The organism is Aquitalea aquatica (genome assembly GCF_013911085.1).
Taxonomy (GTDB): domain Bacteria; phylum Pseudomonadota; class Gammaproteobacteria; order Burkholderiales; family Chromobacteriaceae; genus Aquitalea; species Aquitalea aquatica.
Window position 1 is genome coordinate 83,653 of record NZ_JACERN010000001.1, and the last position, 17,821, is coordinate 101,473.

Here is a 17,821-nt window from a genome sequence, read left to right on the forward strand (position 1 = left end):
GAATCTTTAACCCGTAAAGTCGTATGATGAGAAACTTTAGACCCACCCGCCTGTTGTGGGGACTCTCGCCCGTGCTGGCTGTACTGCTCTCGGGGTGTCAAGGTGGCATTCTTGACCCCAAAGGACAGGTAGCGGCGGATGAAAAGTCCCTGATCATCACGGCCACCCTGCTGATGTTGCTGGTTGTCATCCCGGTGATCGTGATGACTTTCCTGTTTGCCTGGAAGTATCGCGCCAGCAACAAGGACGCCATCTACACCCCCAAGTGGTCGCACTCCAACAAGATCGAAGCCGTTGTCTGGATCATCCCCATCATCATCGTGGCCTGTCTGGCGGTGGTGACCTGGAAAACCACCCACAAGCTCGACCCCTACCGCCCGCTGGATTCGGACAAGAAGCCGATCAATGTCCAGGTGGTGGCCATGAACTGGAAATGGCTGTTCATCTACCCGGATCTGAACATCGCCACCGTCAACCAGATCGCCTTCCCCAAGGATGTGCCGGTTAACTTCCGCATTACCTCGGATGCCGCGATGAACTCCTTCTTCATCCCGCAGCTGGGTGGCCAGATTTACGCCATGGCCGGCATGGAAACCAAGCTGCATCTGGTGGCCAACGAGGCAGGCACTTACAAGGGCTTCTCCGCCAACTACAGCGGTGCCGGTTTCTCCGGCATGAAGTTCAATGCCATCGCTACCGAAACGCCGGAACAGTTTGATGCCTGGGTACAGAAGGTACGCGCATCGGGCAAGGCCCTGAATGCCGATGCCTACCTCGCGCTGGTCAAGCCGAGCGAGAACAATGCGGCGGCCTTCTACACCACGCCAGAACCGCGTCTGTTCGATGCCGTGCTGCACAAATACATGGCAGGCCGCCAGTCGCTGGCTGCCACGGACGACGAACTGAAGCTGGCAGCACTGACCAAGCGTCTGTGCGAAACCCCGGCCGTCAAGGAGCAATAATCGATGTTGTTAGGCAAACTGACTCTGGACGCCATTCCGCTCCATGAGCCCATTATCGTGGCGGCGCTGTCTGGCGCCGGCCTGATGGGCCTGCTGGTGATGGCGCTGATAACCAAATTCGGCAAGTGGGGCTATCTGTGGCATGAGTGGCTGACCTCGGTTGACCACAAGAAAATCGGCGTGATGTACATCATCGTCGCCATGATCATGCTGCTGCGTGGCTTTGCCGATGCGCTGATGATGCGCGCCCAGCTGGCCATGGCCACCGACGGGCATCTGGGGGTATTTCCACCAGAGCACTACGACCAGATCTTCACCGCGCATGGTGTGATCATGATCATCTTCATGGCCATGCCTTTCATGACCGGCCTGATGAACATCGTGGTGCCGCTGCAGATTGGCGCACGTGACGTGGCCTTCCCCTTCCTGAACTCGCTGAGCTTCTGGCTGCTGGTGTCGGCGGTGATTCTGGTCAACCTGTCGCTGGGTGTGGGCAACTTTGCCCGTACCGGCTGGGTAGCCTATCCGCCGTTGTCCGAGCTGGGCTTCAGTCCAGATGTGGGGGTGGATTACTACACCTGGGCGCTACAGATATCCGGGATAGGGACGACGCTCACGGCGATCAACTTCCTGGTGACCATCATCAAGATGCGCGCACCGGGCATGAAGCTGATGCAAATGCCGATCTTCACCTGGACCTGCACCTGGGCCAACGTGCTGATCGTGGCTTCCTTCCCCATCCTGACCGGCGCCCTGGCCATGCTGAGCCTGGACCGCTACCTGGACTTCCACTTCTTTACTGCGGAAGCCGGTGGCAACGCCATGATGTACCTGAACCTGTTCTGGGCCTGGGGCCATCCTGAAGTTTACATTCTGGTGCTGCCGGCTTTCGGTATCTTCTCCGAAGTCATCTCCACCTTCTCCGGCAAGCGCCTGTTTGGCCATACTTCGATGATCATCGCCAGCGGCGTGATTTCGGTACTGGGCTTCATGGTGTGGCTGCACCACTTCTTCACCATGGGTTCCGGTGCAGACGTCAACGCCTTCTTCGGTATCGCCACCATGGTGATTTCGGTACCGACCGGCGTGAAGCTGTTCAACTGGCTGTTCACCATGTATCAGGGCCGTATCCGCTTTACCCCGCCGGTATTGTGGACCATGGGCTTCATGGTGACCTTCTCCATCGGCGGCATGACCGGCGTGCTGATGGCCGTTCCGGGTGCTGACTTTGTGCTGCACAACAGCCTGTTCCTGATTGCCCACTTCCACAACACCATCATCGGTGGCGCGGTGTTCGGCTATCTGGCTGGTTTCTCTTACTGGTTCCCCAAGGCCTTCGGCTTCAAGCTGAATGAAAAGCTGGGCAAGGCAGCCTTCTGGTTCTGGCAGAGCGGTTTCATGTTTGCCTTCATCCCGCTGTACGTGCTGGGCTTCCTGGGCATGACCCGTCGTCTGAACCATACCGACAATCCGGCATGGGACCCGTGGCTGTATCTGGCTTGCGTGGGCGCGGTGCTGATTGCCTGCGGTATCGGCTGCCAGCTGCTGCAGATCGTGGTGAGCATCCGCGACCGCAAGAAACTTGCCGACGTAACCGGCGACCCGTGGAATGGCCATACCCTGGAATGGTCCACTTCCTCGCCGCCGCCGTTCTACAACTTCGCTACCGTGCCGCATGTGCATGATATCGATGCCTTCACCGACATGAAGGAAAAGGGCGAGGCCTACAAGGTGCCGCAGAAGTACGCACCGATCCACATGCCAAGCAATACCGCTACCGGCGTGTACATCGGCGGCTTCACCACCCTGCTGGGTTTTGCCCTGATCTGGCATATCTGGTGGCTGGCGATTGTCGGCCTGGTCGGCATCATCGGCGCCATGCTGGCCCGTGCTTACGACAACAATCTGGACTACTACGTGCAGCCGGATGAAGTCGAAAGCATCGAGCGTGCCCACTTCGAACAGATGGGCATTGATGTGGACAACTACACCGAACGCGATGCCGACAAGCCGCGTCGTGGCAGCCGTCCCACCACTACCGCCTAACAGGTTGAGCCAAGATGAGTACTTATGTAGAGCACGCGCACGACGCGCATGACGACCACGAGCACCACGACAGCGGTTCGCAAACCGTGCTGGGCTTCTGGTTCTATCTGATGACCGACTGCATCCTGTTCGCCACGGCTTTTGCGGCGTACGCGGTGCTGTACCGCAACGTCGCCACCGGCGTTTCGGGCAAGGAAATCTTCGAGCTGCCTTATGTAATGGGTGAAACCGCAGCCCTGCTGCTGTCCTCCATCACCTACGGCTTTGCCATGATTGCCGGCTACAAGGGCAATAAGTCGGCCGTACTGGGCTGGCTGGCGGTCACCTTTGCCTGCGGCGCGGTGTTCATCGGCATGGAGGTGAACGAGTTTCACCACCTGATCGCTGAAGGCCATGGCCCCAATGTCAGCGCCTTCCTGTCGTCCTTCTTCGGTCTGGTGGGCCTGCACGGCCTACACGTGACTGCCGGCCTGATCTGGATGACGGTGATGATGATCGAAGTGGCCAAAACCGGCCTGACCGGCCGCGCCATGACCCGCCTGAACTGCCTCAGCCTGTTCTGGCACTTCCTCGACATCGTGTGGATCTGCGTGTTCACCGTCGTCTACCTGAAAGGAGCCATGTAATGAGCCAGGCACATGAACATGCCGCCGATCATGGCAGCGTGAAAAGCTATCTCACCGGCTTCGTGCTGGCCATCATCCTCACTGCCATCCCGTTCTGGATGGTGATGAGCGGTGGCTTCACCAAGCAGGCCACCATGATTGGCATCTTCGGCTTCGCCGTGGTGCAGATCATCGTGCACCTGAAGTACTTCCTGCATCTGAACTTCACCAAGGACGGCAAGCTCAACAGCTTCTCCTTCCTGTTCACCGCGATGATCATCGTGATGCTGGTTGGCCTGTCGGTGTGGATCATCTCCACCGCCGATGCGCTGATGCTGCGCTGAGCCGGGACGTGATGAAACTCAAGCGCTATTTGCAGGTGACCAAGCCGGGCATCATCTTCGGCAACCTCATCTCCACCGTGGGTGGTTTCTTGCTGGCATCGCAGGGTCGCTTGGACTGGACCCTGCTGCTGGCCACGGTGGCCGGGTTGTCGCTGGTGGTGGCCTCCGGCTGCGCCATCAACAACTGCATCGACCGCGATATCGACGCGCGCATGGCCCGCACCCAGAAACGGGTACTGGTAACCGGCGACATGAGCCCCAAGGCAGCGCTGGCACATGGTTTTGTGCTGGGCCTTGCCGGCTTTGCCACGCTGGCCATCTGGACCAATGTGCTGGCCTTGTGCTGCGCGCTGTTCGGTTTCCTGATCTATGTCGGCGTGTACAGCCTGTACATGAAGCGCAAGTCGGTTTACGGCACCCTGGTGGGCAGCCTGTCCGGTGCAGTACCGCCGGTGGCGGGCTACTGTGCCGCCAGCGGCCGCTTTGACAGTGGTGCTGCCATCCTGCTGCTGATGTTCTGCCTGTGGCAGATGCCGCACTCCTACGCCATCGCCATCTTCCGCTTCAAGGACTACGAAGCCGCGAAGATTCCGGTGCTGCCGGTGGTAAAGGGCATTTCCGAGGCCAAGCAGCAGATCGTGCTGTATATCCTGGCCTTTGCTGTGGCGACGCTGCTACTGGTGTTCTACGGCTATGCCGGCTACGGCTACCTGGCGGTGGCCTGTGCCACCAGCCTGTGGTGGCTGAAGATGGCGCTGTCCGGCTACAAGGAAAGCACCGACGACCGCGTGTGGGCGCGGCAGGTGTTCTTCTTCTCCATCATCACCGTCACCGCCCTGTCGGTGATGATGGCGGTGGATGGCCAGGTGCCGGCGCATATCGGCTGGATGCTGTAAGCACTGCCCGCATCAGATCAAACCTCCGCCTGCAGCCTGGCTGCCGCGGAGGTTTTTCTTTGGCTGGGCTAGGAGCCGGGCTGTCCATGACGGCAATTGAGTTGTGGGGCATTCATGCAATGCCAAGTGACGGGTAGGGAGTAAGGCTGCTCAATATGTTAGGGATTCATGCTGGCATCACGGAAGAAAGGGTCATGTCCCTCCACCCGCTGGCATTGGGCTTCAATGTCTGCAGGCCATTGCGGAATCTTGCTGAAATGCATGGCGATCATCCGGCCAGGATAGAATATGTAGAAAATAAGAATGAATGGATTCAGATAGCTGCCCAGCGCGGCTGCAATACGTTCAAAGCTGAAGGCCAGCGTTTCCTTTTTATCTTTGATGGGCAGGCAGCCACTAATAACGTCTACCACGCCGGCCGGGCCTTCTTCCATATAGCGGCGGATAAACTCCCAATAGCCTTTTCCGACCTCTCGCCCTTCTCTGCCCAGCCCGCATGTCGGCAGGCCAAATGTTTCACGCACGGTTACCCCATCTTCATCCAAGATATGGCCCACCGTGTCCCACATGCCATAAGTAACCGGAATCTGAGTAAAGAATACCTTGTCCCACTTCACACTCAATACGGTGCCATCATGGTGGAAAACATGCACCATACGGGTTTTACGATTAAAGCGGATGGGGTAGTGGGTGTAGTTGATTTCTTTTTTTATTTGTTTGCAAAAATAAGTTATGCTAGGAAGTGTAATAAGTAGTGGTAAGAATACTATTAGTGCCTCATAATTATTTTTGTATATTTGTTCAACTCCAACAAATAGGATCATAATGGTAAGTGTCAACATGCCGCATAAAAGAATTCCTATTGAAAATGTAATGGCGCCTTTGTCGAAAAAGTATTTATCCACAATCTCTAGCCAGTTTGAATTAATTTCAATCACTGAAAGTTGATGGTAAAGTTCCGTCTCTAGTTTGTCTTTTTGCTTTAATTGATAATTGTATTCGCTCTCCGATAGTGGTCGGTTGATAGAGTAGGGGGGTATTTGTCCAGTGAATTCCATATTACCCTGCCATGGCCAGTTCTAGTTGCTTTTGTTCTTCTTCTGGGGTTTTATAACTTCGCTTACCCCAATACCCACTTTCTAGCCAAGTGTGAATTTTACTATCCTTGAATAGTTCAATCAGCAGAGTAACTCCGATCAAGAGAATGATGGCAATCCAGCCAAGAAAAGGTACTGCACTGAAAAAAGCGAGTGATGCAACGATTAACCCTAATGCTGTTGATGAACTGTATAGGGTAAACATTCCCCACTCTCCTTTTCGATAAGCTTGGTAAGCATTCTTCCCATCCCAGAATGCCATGATGGCGCCGCCAATTAACCCACCCAACCGGCCCAGCACGGTGGCGATAATGCCAACCAATTTCAGACCTTGGGCAAACCTCGGTACCCAGGTCGCCATTTTTTTCAGGCCTTGTCCCGCCATGTCGGTCACCGTTCCCCAAAATGCGGCGGTACCCGCACGCAAACGCCAGCCCGCCTCTTGTGCCTCGTGGCTCATCGCACCTTGTTCATCTTGTCCTAGCTTGTCCAGTGCGGCCCATTGCCAGATGGCAGCGAGAAGGCCACCAGCAAACGGTATGGCACCCTTGGCACTGGACAGTGTCGCCCGCCATTCTCCCATGACGATATTATCCAGTTGAGCAGTGGTACGCAGGCTGCCTGCCAGCCACTTGGCTTGCTGGGAGGGTGTCAGGCCACTTGGCATGCCCTTGATTTGTTTGGGGTCGAGCAAGAGGGTGAAGGTCTTTTTTTCGGTCCCTTCCAGTGGTACGCCAGCCGCTTGCAGATTGCGAAGCTGTGCACTGACGGCACGTTCCATCTCGCGCGGATTCATCGTCTTACCGCTTTGCTTCACCAGCTCCCTGATCAAGCGTGTGCGGAAGGCTTTCTTGCTACCGGTGACCTCCACCTGCACGAAGACTTTTCGGCTATGCATTGCCATCGCCGTCCAGAGTGGGCGTGCCACTTTGTTGGAGATGCCATCAAACAGCTTGACCAAAGGGGCGCTGATTGTCAGCAGATAAGCATTCAGACTGGTATCGCCATGGGCGATTTTCTCGGCCACTCCCCCCTGAAAGCCGATGTAGGCATCGGCGGGAAAGATGCGCGGATCGATACTAGGTGCGCCAACCGCCTTTTTAATTTGGTCCTTCAGTGATTTTTGATTCAGTGCCAGCGCGTTAAGTAGGAAGTTTTCTGGCTCGAAGTTGCCTGACAGCATTTGCGAGAGGTAATCAAGGCACTGCTTTTTGTCTAGCGTGCCGGATACGGCTAGAGTGACCGCCCGCGTATAGGCTTCTCCACTATCCAAACTGTCTTCATCGTAATTGCACAGGAAGGATTGCTTGATTTCCTGACTGCCTAGCCAGGCAAGATAAGCCTTGGCTAGCGGCTGGATGGTGGTCTGGTCGAGTTTTTGGCTTTCAGCTTCAAACTTGGCTTGCCATGACTGCATGGCTGCTTCGTTGAATTTGGTCCGGTATTTGTCCCACGCATGCTGTTGTGCGCGCTTGGCTTCGGCTGGTGTTACCGTGCGTAGGGCATCGTACTGCGCTTCTTTACGCTTTCTGGCGGTATCTGAGAACAGAACCGATAGGTCCGGCTGGGATATATAGTCATTGGCCAGCTCTTCTGCTGCCTGGTACTCTGCTTCCAGTGCCTGCTCTTCCACCGCCACTTTGATCTGGCTGATGGCCAGGCTGGCCATCAGCGGGTGTTTGTTTTCCTTCTTGTTGGCAAAGGTGCTGGCGTGATGAATCATCAGGGCGGAGAGCTCCGCAGCAATGCCAACCGAATCATTCAGCGCCACGATGAAGCCTTTGCCGGGGGCCAGTTTTTCTGCTTCCGCCATCAACCGTTCCGCACGGCCTTTGCGACTTTCCTGTGGAATGGGGGAGAAGCCTACTGCTTTTTTTAATGCAGTCTTATCCAGCACATATTCAGCAATTTTGCTGCCAACATCCTTGATGGGCAGGCAGTGTTTGGCATCCACACTGGCGCTGTAAGCTTTTACGTCGACACAGCGCATGTGTTTTTTGCGGTAGTCTGCGCTGTCATGGCGCTTGCGTACGGCCTCTGTCCATTGGCCATCTGAAAATGCCAGCCACACTTTGGTGGCGCGTTTGGCATCGGGGATGGTGATGCAACTGGCGATGGCGCGATGTCCTTCATCCGGACAACTAAACGGTTTTTTGGGCAAAACCAGTGCTTGTCCCTTGGCTTGCGTGCTGGTCTTGAAGAAATAGCCATCCTCGGTAACAAAATAGTCATCCCAGCGTTTACGCGCTTCATCGTAAACATACAGGTAGCCGCTGCGGAGCGTTCTTAGCGTGTATTGGCTACTTGCGTCTGGCAGTGCAATAGCAGGTTTATTGGGGACTACGGGCGCGCCGGCATTGGGAAGTGCAATTGCATACCGAGCCGGGAAAATCGGTACGCCACGCTTATCGCAGTATTCGCAGCTGGGGTTGGTGCTCATGTTTTCTCGTCTGGCTAGGCGTTATTCAATCGAGGAGGCCTGGATGGTGGCCCACTGTTCTTCCGTGAGTAGCGCAAGGCAATCTACTAAGGTGCTATCTGTGCGTTCCTCGGGGCTTTGTGCCATCAAGTTGGCAATTTCGCGCTGCACTATTGGGTGTGAATCAAATTGGCTACCGTAGCGAATGCCATAACAAGCAAAGCTCACTTGGTCTTCTAGCCGGCCAAGCTGATATAGCTGTTGTGCACGTTGTACTAGGCTATCCACACATGCGGCACGTTTGATCGCGTCTTGCCAGTTCAGGCAGGCGGTTTGTGCCAATGCGCGATTTACCGCGCCAATTCGTAACAATGCTTCCCAATCCATGTCCGGAGTAGTGTGCTTCGTTGCGGTTAAACTGGGAGGGGGCATCAAGGCCCAGCTGCCATACAAATTGCTTGCCCATTGGCTGACTGGGCCATACAAACCGAGTATGGCCTGGGTATTGAGCACGCGCGGCAATTGCGACCAGACCCTGCCATCAAAGATGCGTAACCAGAATTTTTGTCTTTGATGGACCAGCACTTGGGCATGGCATAGATGGCGTGCCATGGTCGCTGGGGAGGTTGTCGCTGACAGGAGCGTGCTCAGTGGTGCCTGCTCATTTTCCTGCTGTGCAGTTTCCAGCTGAGTAAACAAGGTTTGTTGGTCTTCTGGAGTGAGCGCAGATAGATGCAACAACGACGGCATCAGGCCTTCGTTGTCCTCAAAGCCCTTTGGGGTGAGCAATAACCATGGCCAGTCATCTGGTAGTTCAGCCCTTTGCTCTGCAGATGCAATGGCAAAACTGAATCGCCCATGTGGGCCTTGAGTCATAAATGCACCAGTGAGTGGCTGCCAGTGATCTTGATTCATTGTGCTATTCCGTAGACCTTACGATGCCTGGACAACGGCGTCGCCGCCCGCGGCTGCTGCGCGGGCGCGCATTTCACACATTTTTACTTTTAGTTCGGGCATCGGGGCATTCAGGCTGGTGGGGCCGGATAGATCATGGCTCGCCCCCTTCACGGTTACCGTCCCCGGGCAATGCACCTCGATATTGCCACCAGCAATGCGGATATAGCCGCCACCTGCCGTCAGTAATATTTCCTGCTTGGCATTGACCATAATCTTGTCTTTGCAGGAGGTGATGGTCACATCCTTGTCTGCGGTGATCTCCATCGCATCACTCTGCGCTTGCACCTGCACCTTGCCCTTGGCTGCAATCAGCTTCAGCGCGATCTGGTCTTTCACCCCGGCCACAAACAGGCTGATGTGCTGGCCGACGTTGTGCAGCCAGCGGCGGCCGGTGGTGTGGTTGCTGTCGCGCTGGGCGATGAGGTTGAGGTTGGTCCCGGCAGAAATTGTCTGGCTTTGTTCGGTGAGGCTGGCAATGCCGGCCGGGGCGGACAGGATGAGCAGGGCTTGTTGGCCGCTTTGCTCTTTGGCGGTCTTGCCGTCCTTGTCGGTGTTGCTGCCGGCTTCCCAGGCTGTGACGGCAGTGGCGTGGTGTTGCAGGTGGCCGCTGTCTTTCTTGCCGTCTTTGCTGTTGTCCGGCTTGATGCCGTCCGGCCCGGTTTCCATGGTGTCGGCCAGTTGGCTGGTGGCGACTTCCGCCAGGCTCTGGCTGAGGCTAAGTGCGGCGTCGAGCTGGCTTTGCGCATGCTCGCGCGCCAGTTGTTTGCCGCCAGCGCCGTTTTGCGCTTCGGTGCTGAGTAGCAGGCCGTGGCCGGCGCGGATGGCGCCGTGCTGGTCGGTGCGCAGTTCGAAGCCGTCGCCACGTGGCTGGGCTTTGCCATTGCTGCGCGGGTGAGTGAGGAAACCCTGGTTGAGCTGGGTTTTGCCGGGCTCGGAACTGAGCTTTGCCCGTACTTCGCCGGGGGTATCGTCGAACAGCAGCTCGTTGTACTGGCCGCCCTGGTGTTCTTTGGATTTGATGCCGGACAGGGTCTTGTTGGCTGGTAGTGCACCCGCGCCACTGAAAGCCGGGGTGGCGTGGCTGCCGTTGTACAGCACGCCGACGATGACCGGGCGGTCGATATCGCCTTCAATAAAGTCGATCAGCACTTCCTGGCCAATGCGCGGGATGAACTGGTGGCCCCAGCCTGCACCGGCGCTGGGCATGGCCACGCGCAGCCAGCAGGAGGAGCTGTCGTCCAGATTGGCGCCGATGCTCGGGTGTTCGTCTGCGCGCTGCCAGTGGAACTGCACCTTGATACGGCCCAGTTCGTCGGTATGCACTTCTTCGCCGGTCGGGCCGACCACGGTGGCCGTTTGCACGCCTTTGGAGGTGGGCTTGGCCTGGGCGCTGTGGGCATAGGCCGGGGTGAGCGGAATGCCGCGCCGCTGGGCGGTGATGTTGGTCTGGAAAGGGCTGTTGTTCTGGCTATCAGTTGATGTGGTGTCAGCACCGTTTGCCAATAAATTACGCAGGCTGCTGGCCAGATCGCCCGGCAGATTGTTGTTGGCACGGAAGGTTTGGCCGGTGACCACGAATTCACGCTGTTCGCTGCTGTCGCCCTCGTGTGCCGGGTGTTCGTCCAGGCGGAACCATTGGCCGGCTTGCAGGCTGCGCACTGAGCCTGCCCCGCTAAATTGTTTGGCCTGCACATCGTGTGCCTGCTGGCGCAGCTGGGCGTATTGGCTCTGCTGCTCGGCATCGCTGGCGTAGTACAGCGACTGCGGATCGTAATCCTGCAGCGTGGATTGCAAAGCATCGCCACTGCGGCCTTGCTGAATGCGGGTCTGGTCGCCGGTGTGCTGGGTGCTCACCGGCTGGTAGTCGAAGCTGGCCAGTGCCACCGCACCGGACACTACCTGCCGGGCGGTGCTCCAATCGGTCAGGCCGTCTTCTTCCTCTGTGGCATCGCTGCGATGGAAACGCACCCGCTCGCTGGCGGCCGGCGGCAGGCTGAAGGCGTCGTCGAATACCACCAGCTTGACCTGCGGATGCTCGCCATCGACATGCTCGAAACGCCAGGCATAACCCTCTTCGTGCAGCAGCCGCACGATGAAATCGAAATCGCTCTCGCGATACTGCAGACAGTAACTGCGCGGGCTGGCCGTGGCGGTGTGGAATTCCAGCGTCTGCACCTGGGCAAACACCGGGTTGTTGGCCTGATGCTCGGCCAGGATCTGCTTGACGATGTCGGGGACGGACAGATCCTGGAACACCCGCGAGGTGCGGCGCAGGCGCAGCAGGGCAAAGGGCGGTTCGATAGTCAGGCCATACTTGGCAAAGCCGCCATCAGAACCCAACAACTCGGCGCGCGACACCACGCCACAACGCACCACCTCGTTGCCATCGGCATCCAGCACGCCCAGGCGGGCCGCTACACCGAGCAGTGATTTGAGTTCGATAGTGCCGTCGGGGGACAAACAGCTCAGCTGATAGCGATAGGCTTCCGACACGCCCTCGCTGCCGTCCAGGGTGTGGGGCAGCAGCTGCTCGGCGGCGATCTGCCCACCATCCAGCTGCAGGGTAAGCAGGCGCTGGTGCTGGGAAAAGGCGGCGGCGAAGCTGGCGAGCAGGGTGGAAAAGTCCATGGCGTCTCATCACGTCTACTGACGTGAATCTTCACATTCTGTTGAAAGTTCAACAGTTTATGCGCCTAACATGCGCCGGACAAGGTGGAATGGCATGGCTAGGTATTTGTACGGGGTATGGCTAGTTGCTTAACAGCAAATGAGTGTCCACCAAAGAAACCGCTAATGCCCTGCACACATTTTTGTCTGGATAGACCCGTTTTGCGGTTTTAGATATTGCCGGTGGGGTAAATCACCGGCACATGTGCGCCGCAGCCCTTGATTTTGTGTAAAGTCGGGCCTCGCGCCTGTTTCCCTTGGCTTGCTGACTTGCCGTACCAGGCAGAGGTTTATCTTGCCAGTACGCTTGACCGGCCCTTGTTCGCGATAGGATAATTCCCAGTTTTTTCAAATGCTTATTCATCATTTGTGCTGGGTCTGCCGCGTTGGTGCGTGATAGTGGCCATCTCTCTGTAATAGAGGCACTTTTTGTGGCGCTTTTAATGATGAAAACAGGCAAATATCGGTCGAAATGAATAGTCATCAGCTAAACGCCAGTCATACCGAAAGCCCCGCCACAGTGGGGAAGCCTTCCTCCTTGCCCTCGCGCCGTCTGTCCGTAGCGCCGATGCTGGACTGGACCGATCGCCACTACCGCTATTTTGCCCGGCAAATCAGCCGCCACACCTGGCTGTATACCGAAATGGTCACCACCGGTGCGCTGCTGTATGGCGATGTGGAGCGGCATTTGCGCTTTGACGAGGTAGAACACCCCGTTGCGCTGCAATTGGGCGGCTCCGAGCCAGCCGAGCTGGCGCAGTGCGCGCGGCTGGCTCAGCAGTGGGGCTATGACGAGGTGAACCTCAACGTAGGCTGCCCGTCCGAGCGGGTACAGAAAGGTGCCTTCGGTGCCTGCCTGATGGCCGAGCCGCAACTGGTGGCTGATTGCGTCAAGGCAATGCGTGATGTGGTGGACATCGATGTCACCGTCAAGCACCGCATCGGTATCGACCAGATCGAGCATTACGACTATCTGGCCGGCTTTGTCGACCAGGTGGCTGCCGCTGGCTGCAGCACCTTTATCGTGCATGCGCGCAATGCCATTCTCAAGGGTCTCAGCCCCAAGGAAAACCGCGAAATCCCGCCGCTGAAATATGACTATGTGTACCGGCTGAAGCGGGAGCGTCCCGAGCTGGAAATCCTGCTGAATGGCGGCGTCAAGACCAATGCCGAAATCGCCGAGCACCTGCGCCATGTCGACGGCGTGATGGTGGGGCGCGAGGCTTATCACAATCCCTGGCTGATGGCCGAGTGGGATGCCGCTTTCTATGGTGACGACAGCACCGCGGTCAGCCGCCAGCAGGTGGTGGATGCCATGCTGCCGTATATCCGCGCCCGTCTGGCTGAGGGCCACAAGCTGCGTAATATTGCCCGCCATATACTGGGCCTGTTCCAGGGCATGCCTGGGGCCCGGCAGTGGCGGCGCATGCTGTCTGATGCCAAGCTCTTGGATGGTGCCGACGAGGGCCTGCTGTTGCAGGCGCTGGCGGCCATGCCTTCCCGCGCTAGCGAATAATCCGTGCTGGCAGCAGGGTGGACGCTATATGCGCGGCCGCTTACCCTGCTGCTCTGCTCTATGTGCAACAGGATGAATCCCTATGTTCGACAAACTGGTTCTCGCCAGCAATAACGCTGGCAAGCTGCGTGAGTTTTCCGCCCTGCTGGCACCGCTGGGTGTCACCGTCATTCCGCAGGGGCAACTCAATGTGCCGGAATGCCCGGAGCCGCATTACACCTTTCTGGAAAACGCGCTGGAAAAAGCCCGTCATGCCAGTCATGTCACCGGCCTGCCAGCGCTGGCCGACGATTCCGGTATCTGTGTGGAAGCCCTGGGCGGCAAGCCCGGTGTGTTGTCGGCGCGCTATGCCGGCGAACCCAAATCGGACGAGCGCAATAACGCCAAGCTGATCGAAAAGCTGCAAGGCAAGGACAATCGCCGTGCCTGGTATTACTGCGTGCTGGTGCTGGTACGCCATGCCGACGACCCGCAACCGCTGGTGGCCGACGGTATGTGGCTGGGCGAAGTGCAGGATGCGGCGGCAGGCGAGGGTGGCTTCGGTTACGACCCCTACTTTTACCTGCCGGAATTTGCTTGCACCGTGGCCCAACTGGCAGCGGAAGACAAAAACCGTGTCAGTCATCGCGGCAAGGCCATGCAGGCCATGCTGGGCAAACTGCGTGAGCTGGCATGAGCGTGATTGACCTGTCCGGGCTGAAAGGCGGCCTGCGCGAACTGCCGCCGTTGTCCTTATATATCCATTTCCCCTGGTGCGTGCGCAAATGCCCGTATTGCGATTTCAACTCGCACGAGCTGAAAAATAGCAGTGGCCAAACCGTGCAGTGGAATCCGCAAGCGGGCGTTGCCAGCGGCGGTTTCGATGAAATGGCCTATGTGCAAACCCTGCTGCGCGATCTGGAATACAGCCTGCCGGCGATCTGGGGCCGCAGCGTCAGCACCATCTTCATGGGTGGCGGCACGCCCAGCCTGTTTTCTGCCCAGGCCATGGATACGCTGCTGGCAGGTATTCGCGCCCGGCTGCGCTTGTCGCCGGATGCGGAAATCACCATGGAAGCCAACCCCGGTACCTTCGAGGCGGAAAAATTCCGTGGCTACCGCGAGGCCGGCATCAATCGCCTGTCCATCGGCATTCAGAGCTTCAATCCGCAGCATCTGCAAGTGCTTGGGCGGATTCATGATGGCGATGAAGCACGCTGCGCCATCGACATTGCGCTGTCCTGTTTTGATAACGTCAATCTGGATCTGATGTATGCCTTGCCCGGCCAGAGCGTAGAGCAGGCGCTGCAGGATCTGGATACCGCGCTGTCTTATGGCATTACCCATCTGTCGGCCTATCACCTCACCATCGAACCCAACACGCTGTACGCGGTGCGTACGCCGCAGAATCTGCCGGATGACGAGATTTCTGCCGATATGCAGGAGGCCATCGAGGCGCGGCTGGCGGCTGCCGGTTTCGAACACTACGAAACCTCGGCCTTTGCCCGGCCCGGCAAGCGTAGCCGCCATAACGTCAATTACTGGCAGTTTGGTGACTATCTGGGCATTGGTGCGGGCGCGCACGGCAAGATCAGCAGCCACGAAGGCATCGTGCGCGAAATGCGCCACAAGCAGCCCGCGGCCTATATCCAGGCGGTGGCCGCCGGCCAGCCGGTGCAAAGCAGCCGCAAGGTGAAGCGCGACGAATTGCCGTTTGAATTCATGATGAATCTGCTGCGGCTGACCGGCGGTTTTGAAACGCGCCTGTTCACCGAGCGCACCGGTTTGCCTGTATCCTGTATCCGCAATGAATTGCAGCAGGCCATCCAGCAAGGATTGCTGGAGCAGGATGCCACCACCATTCGCCCCACTTTGCAGGGGCAACGTTTTCTCAATGACCTGTTAACCCTGTTTCTCGGGGACGGAGACCAGTAAATGACCAAAGAAATCATCCATACCGAACATGCCCCGGCTGCCATCGGCGCCTACTCCCAGGCCGTGAAGGCTGGCAACACCGTTTACCTGTCCGGCCAGATCCCGCTGGACCCGGCCACCATGACCGTGGTGGAAGGTGGCTTTGCCGCTGAAACCCATCAGGTATTCAAGAACCTGAAAGCCGTGTGCGAAGCTGCCGGTGGCAGCCTGGACCAGATCGTCAAGCTCAATGCCTATCTGACCGACCTGTCCAATTTCGCCACCTTCAACGAAATCATGGGCCAGTACTTCAGCCAACCCTACCCGGCACGTGCTGCCGTGGGCGTGGCCAGCCTGCCCAAGGGCGTGCAGGTGGAAGCCGAGGCAGTGCTGTTCCTGGGTTGATCTTTCACCCATGCACATCAAAACAGGCGATCTTGATCGCCTGTTTTTTATTGTGCGGTTATCCCTGACAGATGGCGCAGCAGCCAGCACAGGTGGAATCGGCTTTCATCTGGAGTTCTATCCCTCCTGGTGGAGTGCTGGCCATGTATCGTTTTCTCCCCCTGCTTATCTGTTTAATGACACCGCTTGTGCTGCAGGCTGCCGTATTCAAATGTATCAGCCCTGCCGGACAACACAGCTATCAGGATCAACCCTGCCCGGCGGATCATGCGGCCCATACGCTACGTGGTGGCAACTTCAGTCTGGTAACGCGCGAACCCTACCAGCTACGAGAGCTGCAAGACAGCCGGCAGCAAACGGCCAAACAAACCCGCGCCATGCAGCAGGAACAAGCCAAGGCGCTGCAGTTGCGCCGGCGCCAGCTTGTGCAGCAAGACAAACATTGCCGCCGTCTGCAAGCCAGACAGCAAACGCTGCAGCGTCAGCTGTCTCTCAGTCGTTCTCCCTTGCAAACACAGCGTTTGCAGAGCCGGCTTGCCAGCCTGGCCAATGACTTGCACGATGCGGCTTGCCCACCCTGAACCGAGACCTCCATGCGCCGCTACACTTTTGAAATCGTCAATGTCTTTGCCGAAAGCACCTTTGGTGGCAATCCACTCGCCGTGTTCAGCCAGGCCGAGGGGCTGAGCGAGCTGGAAATGCAGCTGCTGGCGCGGCAGATGAATTTGTCGGAAACCGTGTTCCTGTTGCCTTCCGTGCAAGCGACGGCACATTTGCGCATTTTTACTCCAGCACACGAGTTGCCGTTTGCAGGCCATCCCACACTTGGTGCAGCCAGCGTGCTGCATCGCAGGCAATCACTGGGCGATTCCTTCACCCTGCAGACTGCTGCCGGGGTGATTCCCATCCGGCAGCAGGACGGTTTGTTCACCCTGCAGGCCAATGCCGCCAGCGAACGTCCCTCCGACCTGAGTGTGGAGCAAGCCGCTGCCATGCTGGGCTTGCCGGCAGTGGCGGTACTGGCCGCCCCCAGCTGGCTGAATACCGGCAGCGAACAGTTGCTGATCGCGGCAGCCAGCCGCGACGCGGTGTTGGCTGCACGTCCGGTGGCGGATCTGTTTCTGCGTGATGCCTGCCTGCATCCCGGCCGTAGCGTAGCTTATCTGTGGCATGAGGCGGATGGTGTGGCGACCGTGCGGCTGTTTTACGGCCAGGATGGTGCGGTACTGGAAGACCCGGGTACTGGTTCGGCCTGCGCCAATCTGGGCGGCTGGTGCAGCTTGCACCAGCGCTATCCGCTGCAATGGCGGGTGGAGCAGGGGGCCGTATTGCAGCGCCCCAATGTATTGCACTTGACGGTGGATGATGCGCGTCGTATTTATGTCGGCGGTAAGGTTGTGGCGCTGGCGCAGGGGGAGTTTCTCTTGTGAAACAAGCGTATGACTTGACGCAATGCCGACCCCTTGGCATGCTAGAGTCGCAGCTCCAAACTAGCGTTTAACAAAGACAGACAACACGAGGAAAGACATCATGAGCAAGTTGTGGAAAGCGGCCGCCCTGGCCCTTGGATTGGCCGCATTGTCGCACAGCGTACTGGCCGACAGCCCGATCGGCAGCTGGAAGACCATCGACGATGACACCAAGCAAGCCAAGGCAGTGGTACAGATTGCCGAAGGCGCCAACGGCGAATTGTCCGGCAAGATCGTCAAGCTGTTCCAGAACCCTGAGGTCGTATGCGAAGCCTGCGATGGCGACCGCAAGGGCAAGCCGGTCAACGGCATGACCATCCTGTGGGGCCTGAAAAAAGACGGCGACAGCTGGGCCAATGGCAAGATTCTCGACCCGCATAACGGCAAGGTTTACAGCGCCAAGATGAAACTGGTGGAAGGTGGCAAAAAGCTGGAAGTACGTGGCTTCCTCGGCGTATCACTGCTGGGGCGCACCCAGGTGTGGGAACGTCAGCAATAATCCTGTCCGGTGCGACAGCCAGGGCGGAGTGCCGGCAGCGGCCTCC

Annotated in this window: 16 protein-coding genes; 12 read left to right on the top strand and 4 right to left on the bottom strand. The window is 57.8% G+C overall.

Features of this window, described 5'->3' with window-relative positions; all coding sequences use genetic code 11:
* The first annotated feature begins 71 nt into the window (after positions 1–71).
* Genes cyoA through cyoE form a run of 5 tightly spaced genes read left to right on the top strand, consistent with a single transcriptional unit; the run spans position 72 to position 4,853 of the window.
* Positions 72–962 carry a ubiquinol oxidase subunit II gene (gene cyoA, locus H2Z84_RS00385; RefSeq protein ID WP_309545418.1) on the top strand — a complete coding sequence of 297 codons (891 nt, stop codon included), beginning with the start codon at positions 72–74 and terminating at the stop codon, positions 960–962.
* 3 nt (positions 963–965) lie between these two features.
* Positions 966–3,008, top strand: a complete 2,043-nt coding sequence (gene cyoB, locus H2Z84_RS00390) for a cytochrome o ubiquinol oxidase subunit I (RefSeq protein ID WP_181834215.1) — start codon at positions 966–968, stop codon at positions 3,006–3,008.
* Between the two features lie 14 nt (positions 3,009–3,022).
* Entirely contained in the window at positions 3,023–3,634 is a 612-nt protein-coding gene (gene cyoC / locus H2Z84_RS00395) for a cytochrome o ubiquinol oxidase subunit III (RefSeq protein WP_103525800.1), read from the top strand.
* Positions 3,634–3,957 carry a cytochrome o ubiquinol oxidase subunit IV gene (gene cyoD, locus H2Z84_RS00400; protein ID WP_159879612.1) on the top strand — a complete coding sequence of 108 codons (324 nt, stop codon included), beginning with the start codon at positions 3,634–3,636 and terminating at the stop codon, positions 3,955–3,957. The genes cyoC and cyoD overlap by 1 nt, the downstream gene beginning before the upstream one ends.
* A gap of 11 nt (positions 3,958–3,968) precedes the next feature.
* On the top strand, positions 3,969–4,853 hold the full coding sequence (cyoE, locus tag H2Z84_RS00405) for a heme o synthase (RefSeq protein WP_181834288.1): 885 nt from the start codon (positions 3,969–3,971) through the stop codon (positions 4,851–4,853).
* 158 nt (positions 4,854–5,011) lie between these two features.
* On the opposite strand, the gene H2Z84_RS00410 is transcribed toward cyoE, so the two are convergent.
* From H2Z84_RS00410 to H2Z84_RS00425, 4 genes are read right to left on the bottom strand one after another with little or no spacing between them, the layout of a single operon-like run.
* Complete coding sequence (locus H2Z84_RS00410; protein WP_181834216.1) at positions 5,012–5,911, bottom strand: DUF6708 domain-containing protein; 900 nt, start codon at positions 5,909–5,911, stop codon at positions 5,012–5,014.
* Between the two features lies 1 nt (position 5,912).
* Positions 5,913–8,390, bottom strand: a complete 2,478-nt coding sequence (locus H2Z84_RS00415) for a T6SS effector BTH_I2691 family protein (protein ID WP_181834217.1) — start codon at positions 8,388–8,390, stop codon at positions 5,913–5,915.
* A gap of 21 nt (positions 8,391–8,411) precedes the next feature.
* Positions 8,412–9,284 carry a hypothetical protein gene (locus tag H2Z84_RS00420; protein ID WP_181834218.1) on the bottom strand — a complete coding sequence of 291 codons (873 nt, stop codon included), beginning with the start codon at positions 9,282–9,284 and terminating at the stop codon, positions 8,412–8,414.
* A gap of 18 nt (positions 9,285–9,302) precedes the next feature.
* Complete coding sequence (locus tag H2Z84_RS00425) at positions 9,303–11,954, bottom strand: type VI secretion system Vgr family protein (RefSeq protein ID WP_181834219.1); 2,652 nt, start codon at positions 11,952–11,954, stop codon at positions 9,303–9,305.
* 511 nt (positions 11,955–12,465) lie between these two features.
* Here H2Z84_RS00425 and dusA point away from each other — a divergent pair.
* From dusA to H2Z84_RS00460, 7 genes are all read left to right on the top strand, one after another.
* Entirely contained in the window at positions 12,466–13,509 is a 1,044-nt protein-coding gene (gene dusA, locus H2Z84_RS00430) for a tRNA dihydrouridine(20/20a) synthase DusA (RefSeq protein WP_181834220.1), read from the top strand.
* Positions 13,510–13,591: 82 nt separating this feature from the next.
* Entirely contained in the window at positions 13,592–14,185 is a 594-nt protein-coding gene (rdgB, locus tag H2Z84_RS00435) for an RdgB/HAM1 family non-canonical purine NTP pyrophosphatase (RefSeq protein WP_181834221.1), read from the top strand.
* On the top strand, positions 14,182–15,423 hold the full coding sequence (gene hemW / locus H2Z84_RS00440) for a radical SAM family heme chaperone HemW (RefSeq protein WP_181834222.1): 1,242 nt from the start codon (positions 14,182–14,184) through the stop codon (positions 15,421–15,423). The genes rdgB and hemW overlap by 4 nt, the downstream gene beginning before the upstream one ends.
* Complete coding sequence (gene ridA / locus H2Z84_RS00445) at positions 15,424–15,807, top strand: RidA family protein (RefSeq protein WP_045847662.1); 384 nt, start codon at positions 15,424–15,426, stop codon at positions 15,805–15,807.
* Positions 15,808–15,983: 176 nt separating this feature from the next.
* Positions 15,984–16,388, top strand: coding sequence for a DUF4124 domain-containing protein (locus H2Z84_RS00450; protein WP_181834223.1), 405 nt, complete (start codon positions 15,984–15,986; stop codon positions 16,386–16,388).
* Between the two features lie 12 nt (positions 16,389–16,400).
* Positions 16,401–17,237: a PhzF family phenazine biosynthesis protein gene (locus H2Z84_RS00455; RefSeq protein ID WP_181834224.1), complete on the top strand. Its 837-nt coding sequence runs from the start codon at positions 16,401–16,403 to the stop codon at positions 17,235–17,237.
* A gap of 100 nt (positions 17,238–17,337) precedes the next feature.
* Positions 17,338–17,775 (top strand): DUF2147 domain-containing protein, encoded by a 438-nt coding sequence (locus H2Z84_RS00460; protein WP_059284812.1) that lies wholly within the window; start codon positions 17,338–17,340, stop codon positions 17,773–17,775.
* The last annotated feature ends 46 nt before the right edge of the window (positions 17,776–17,821 follow it).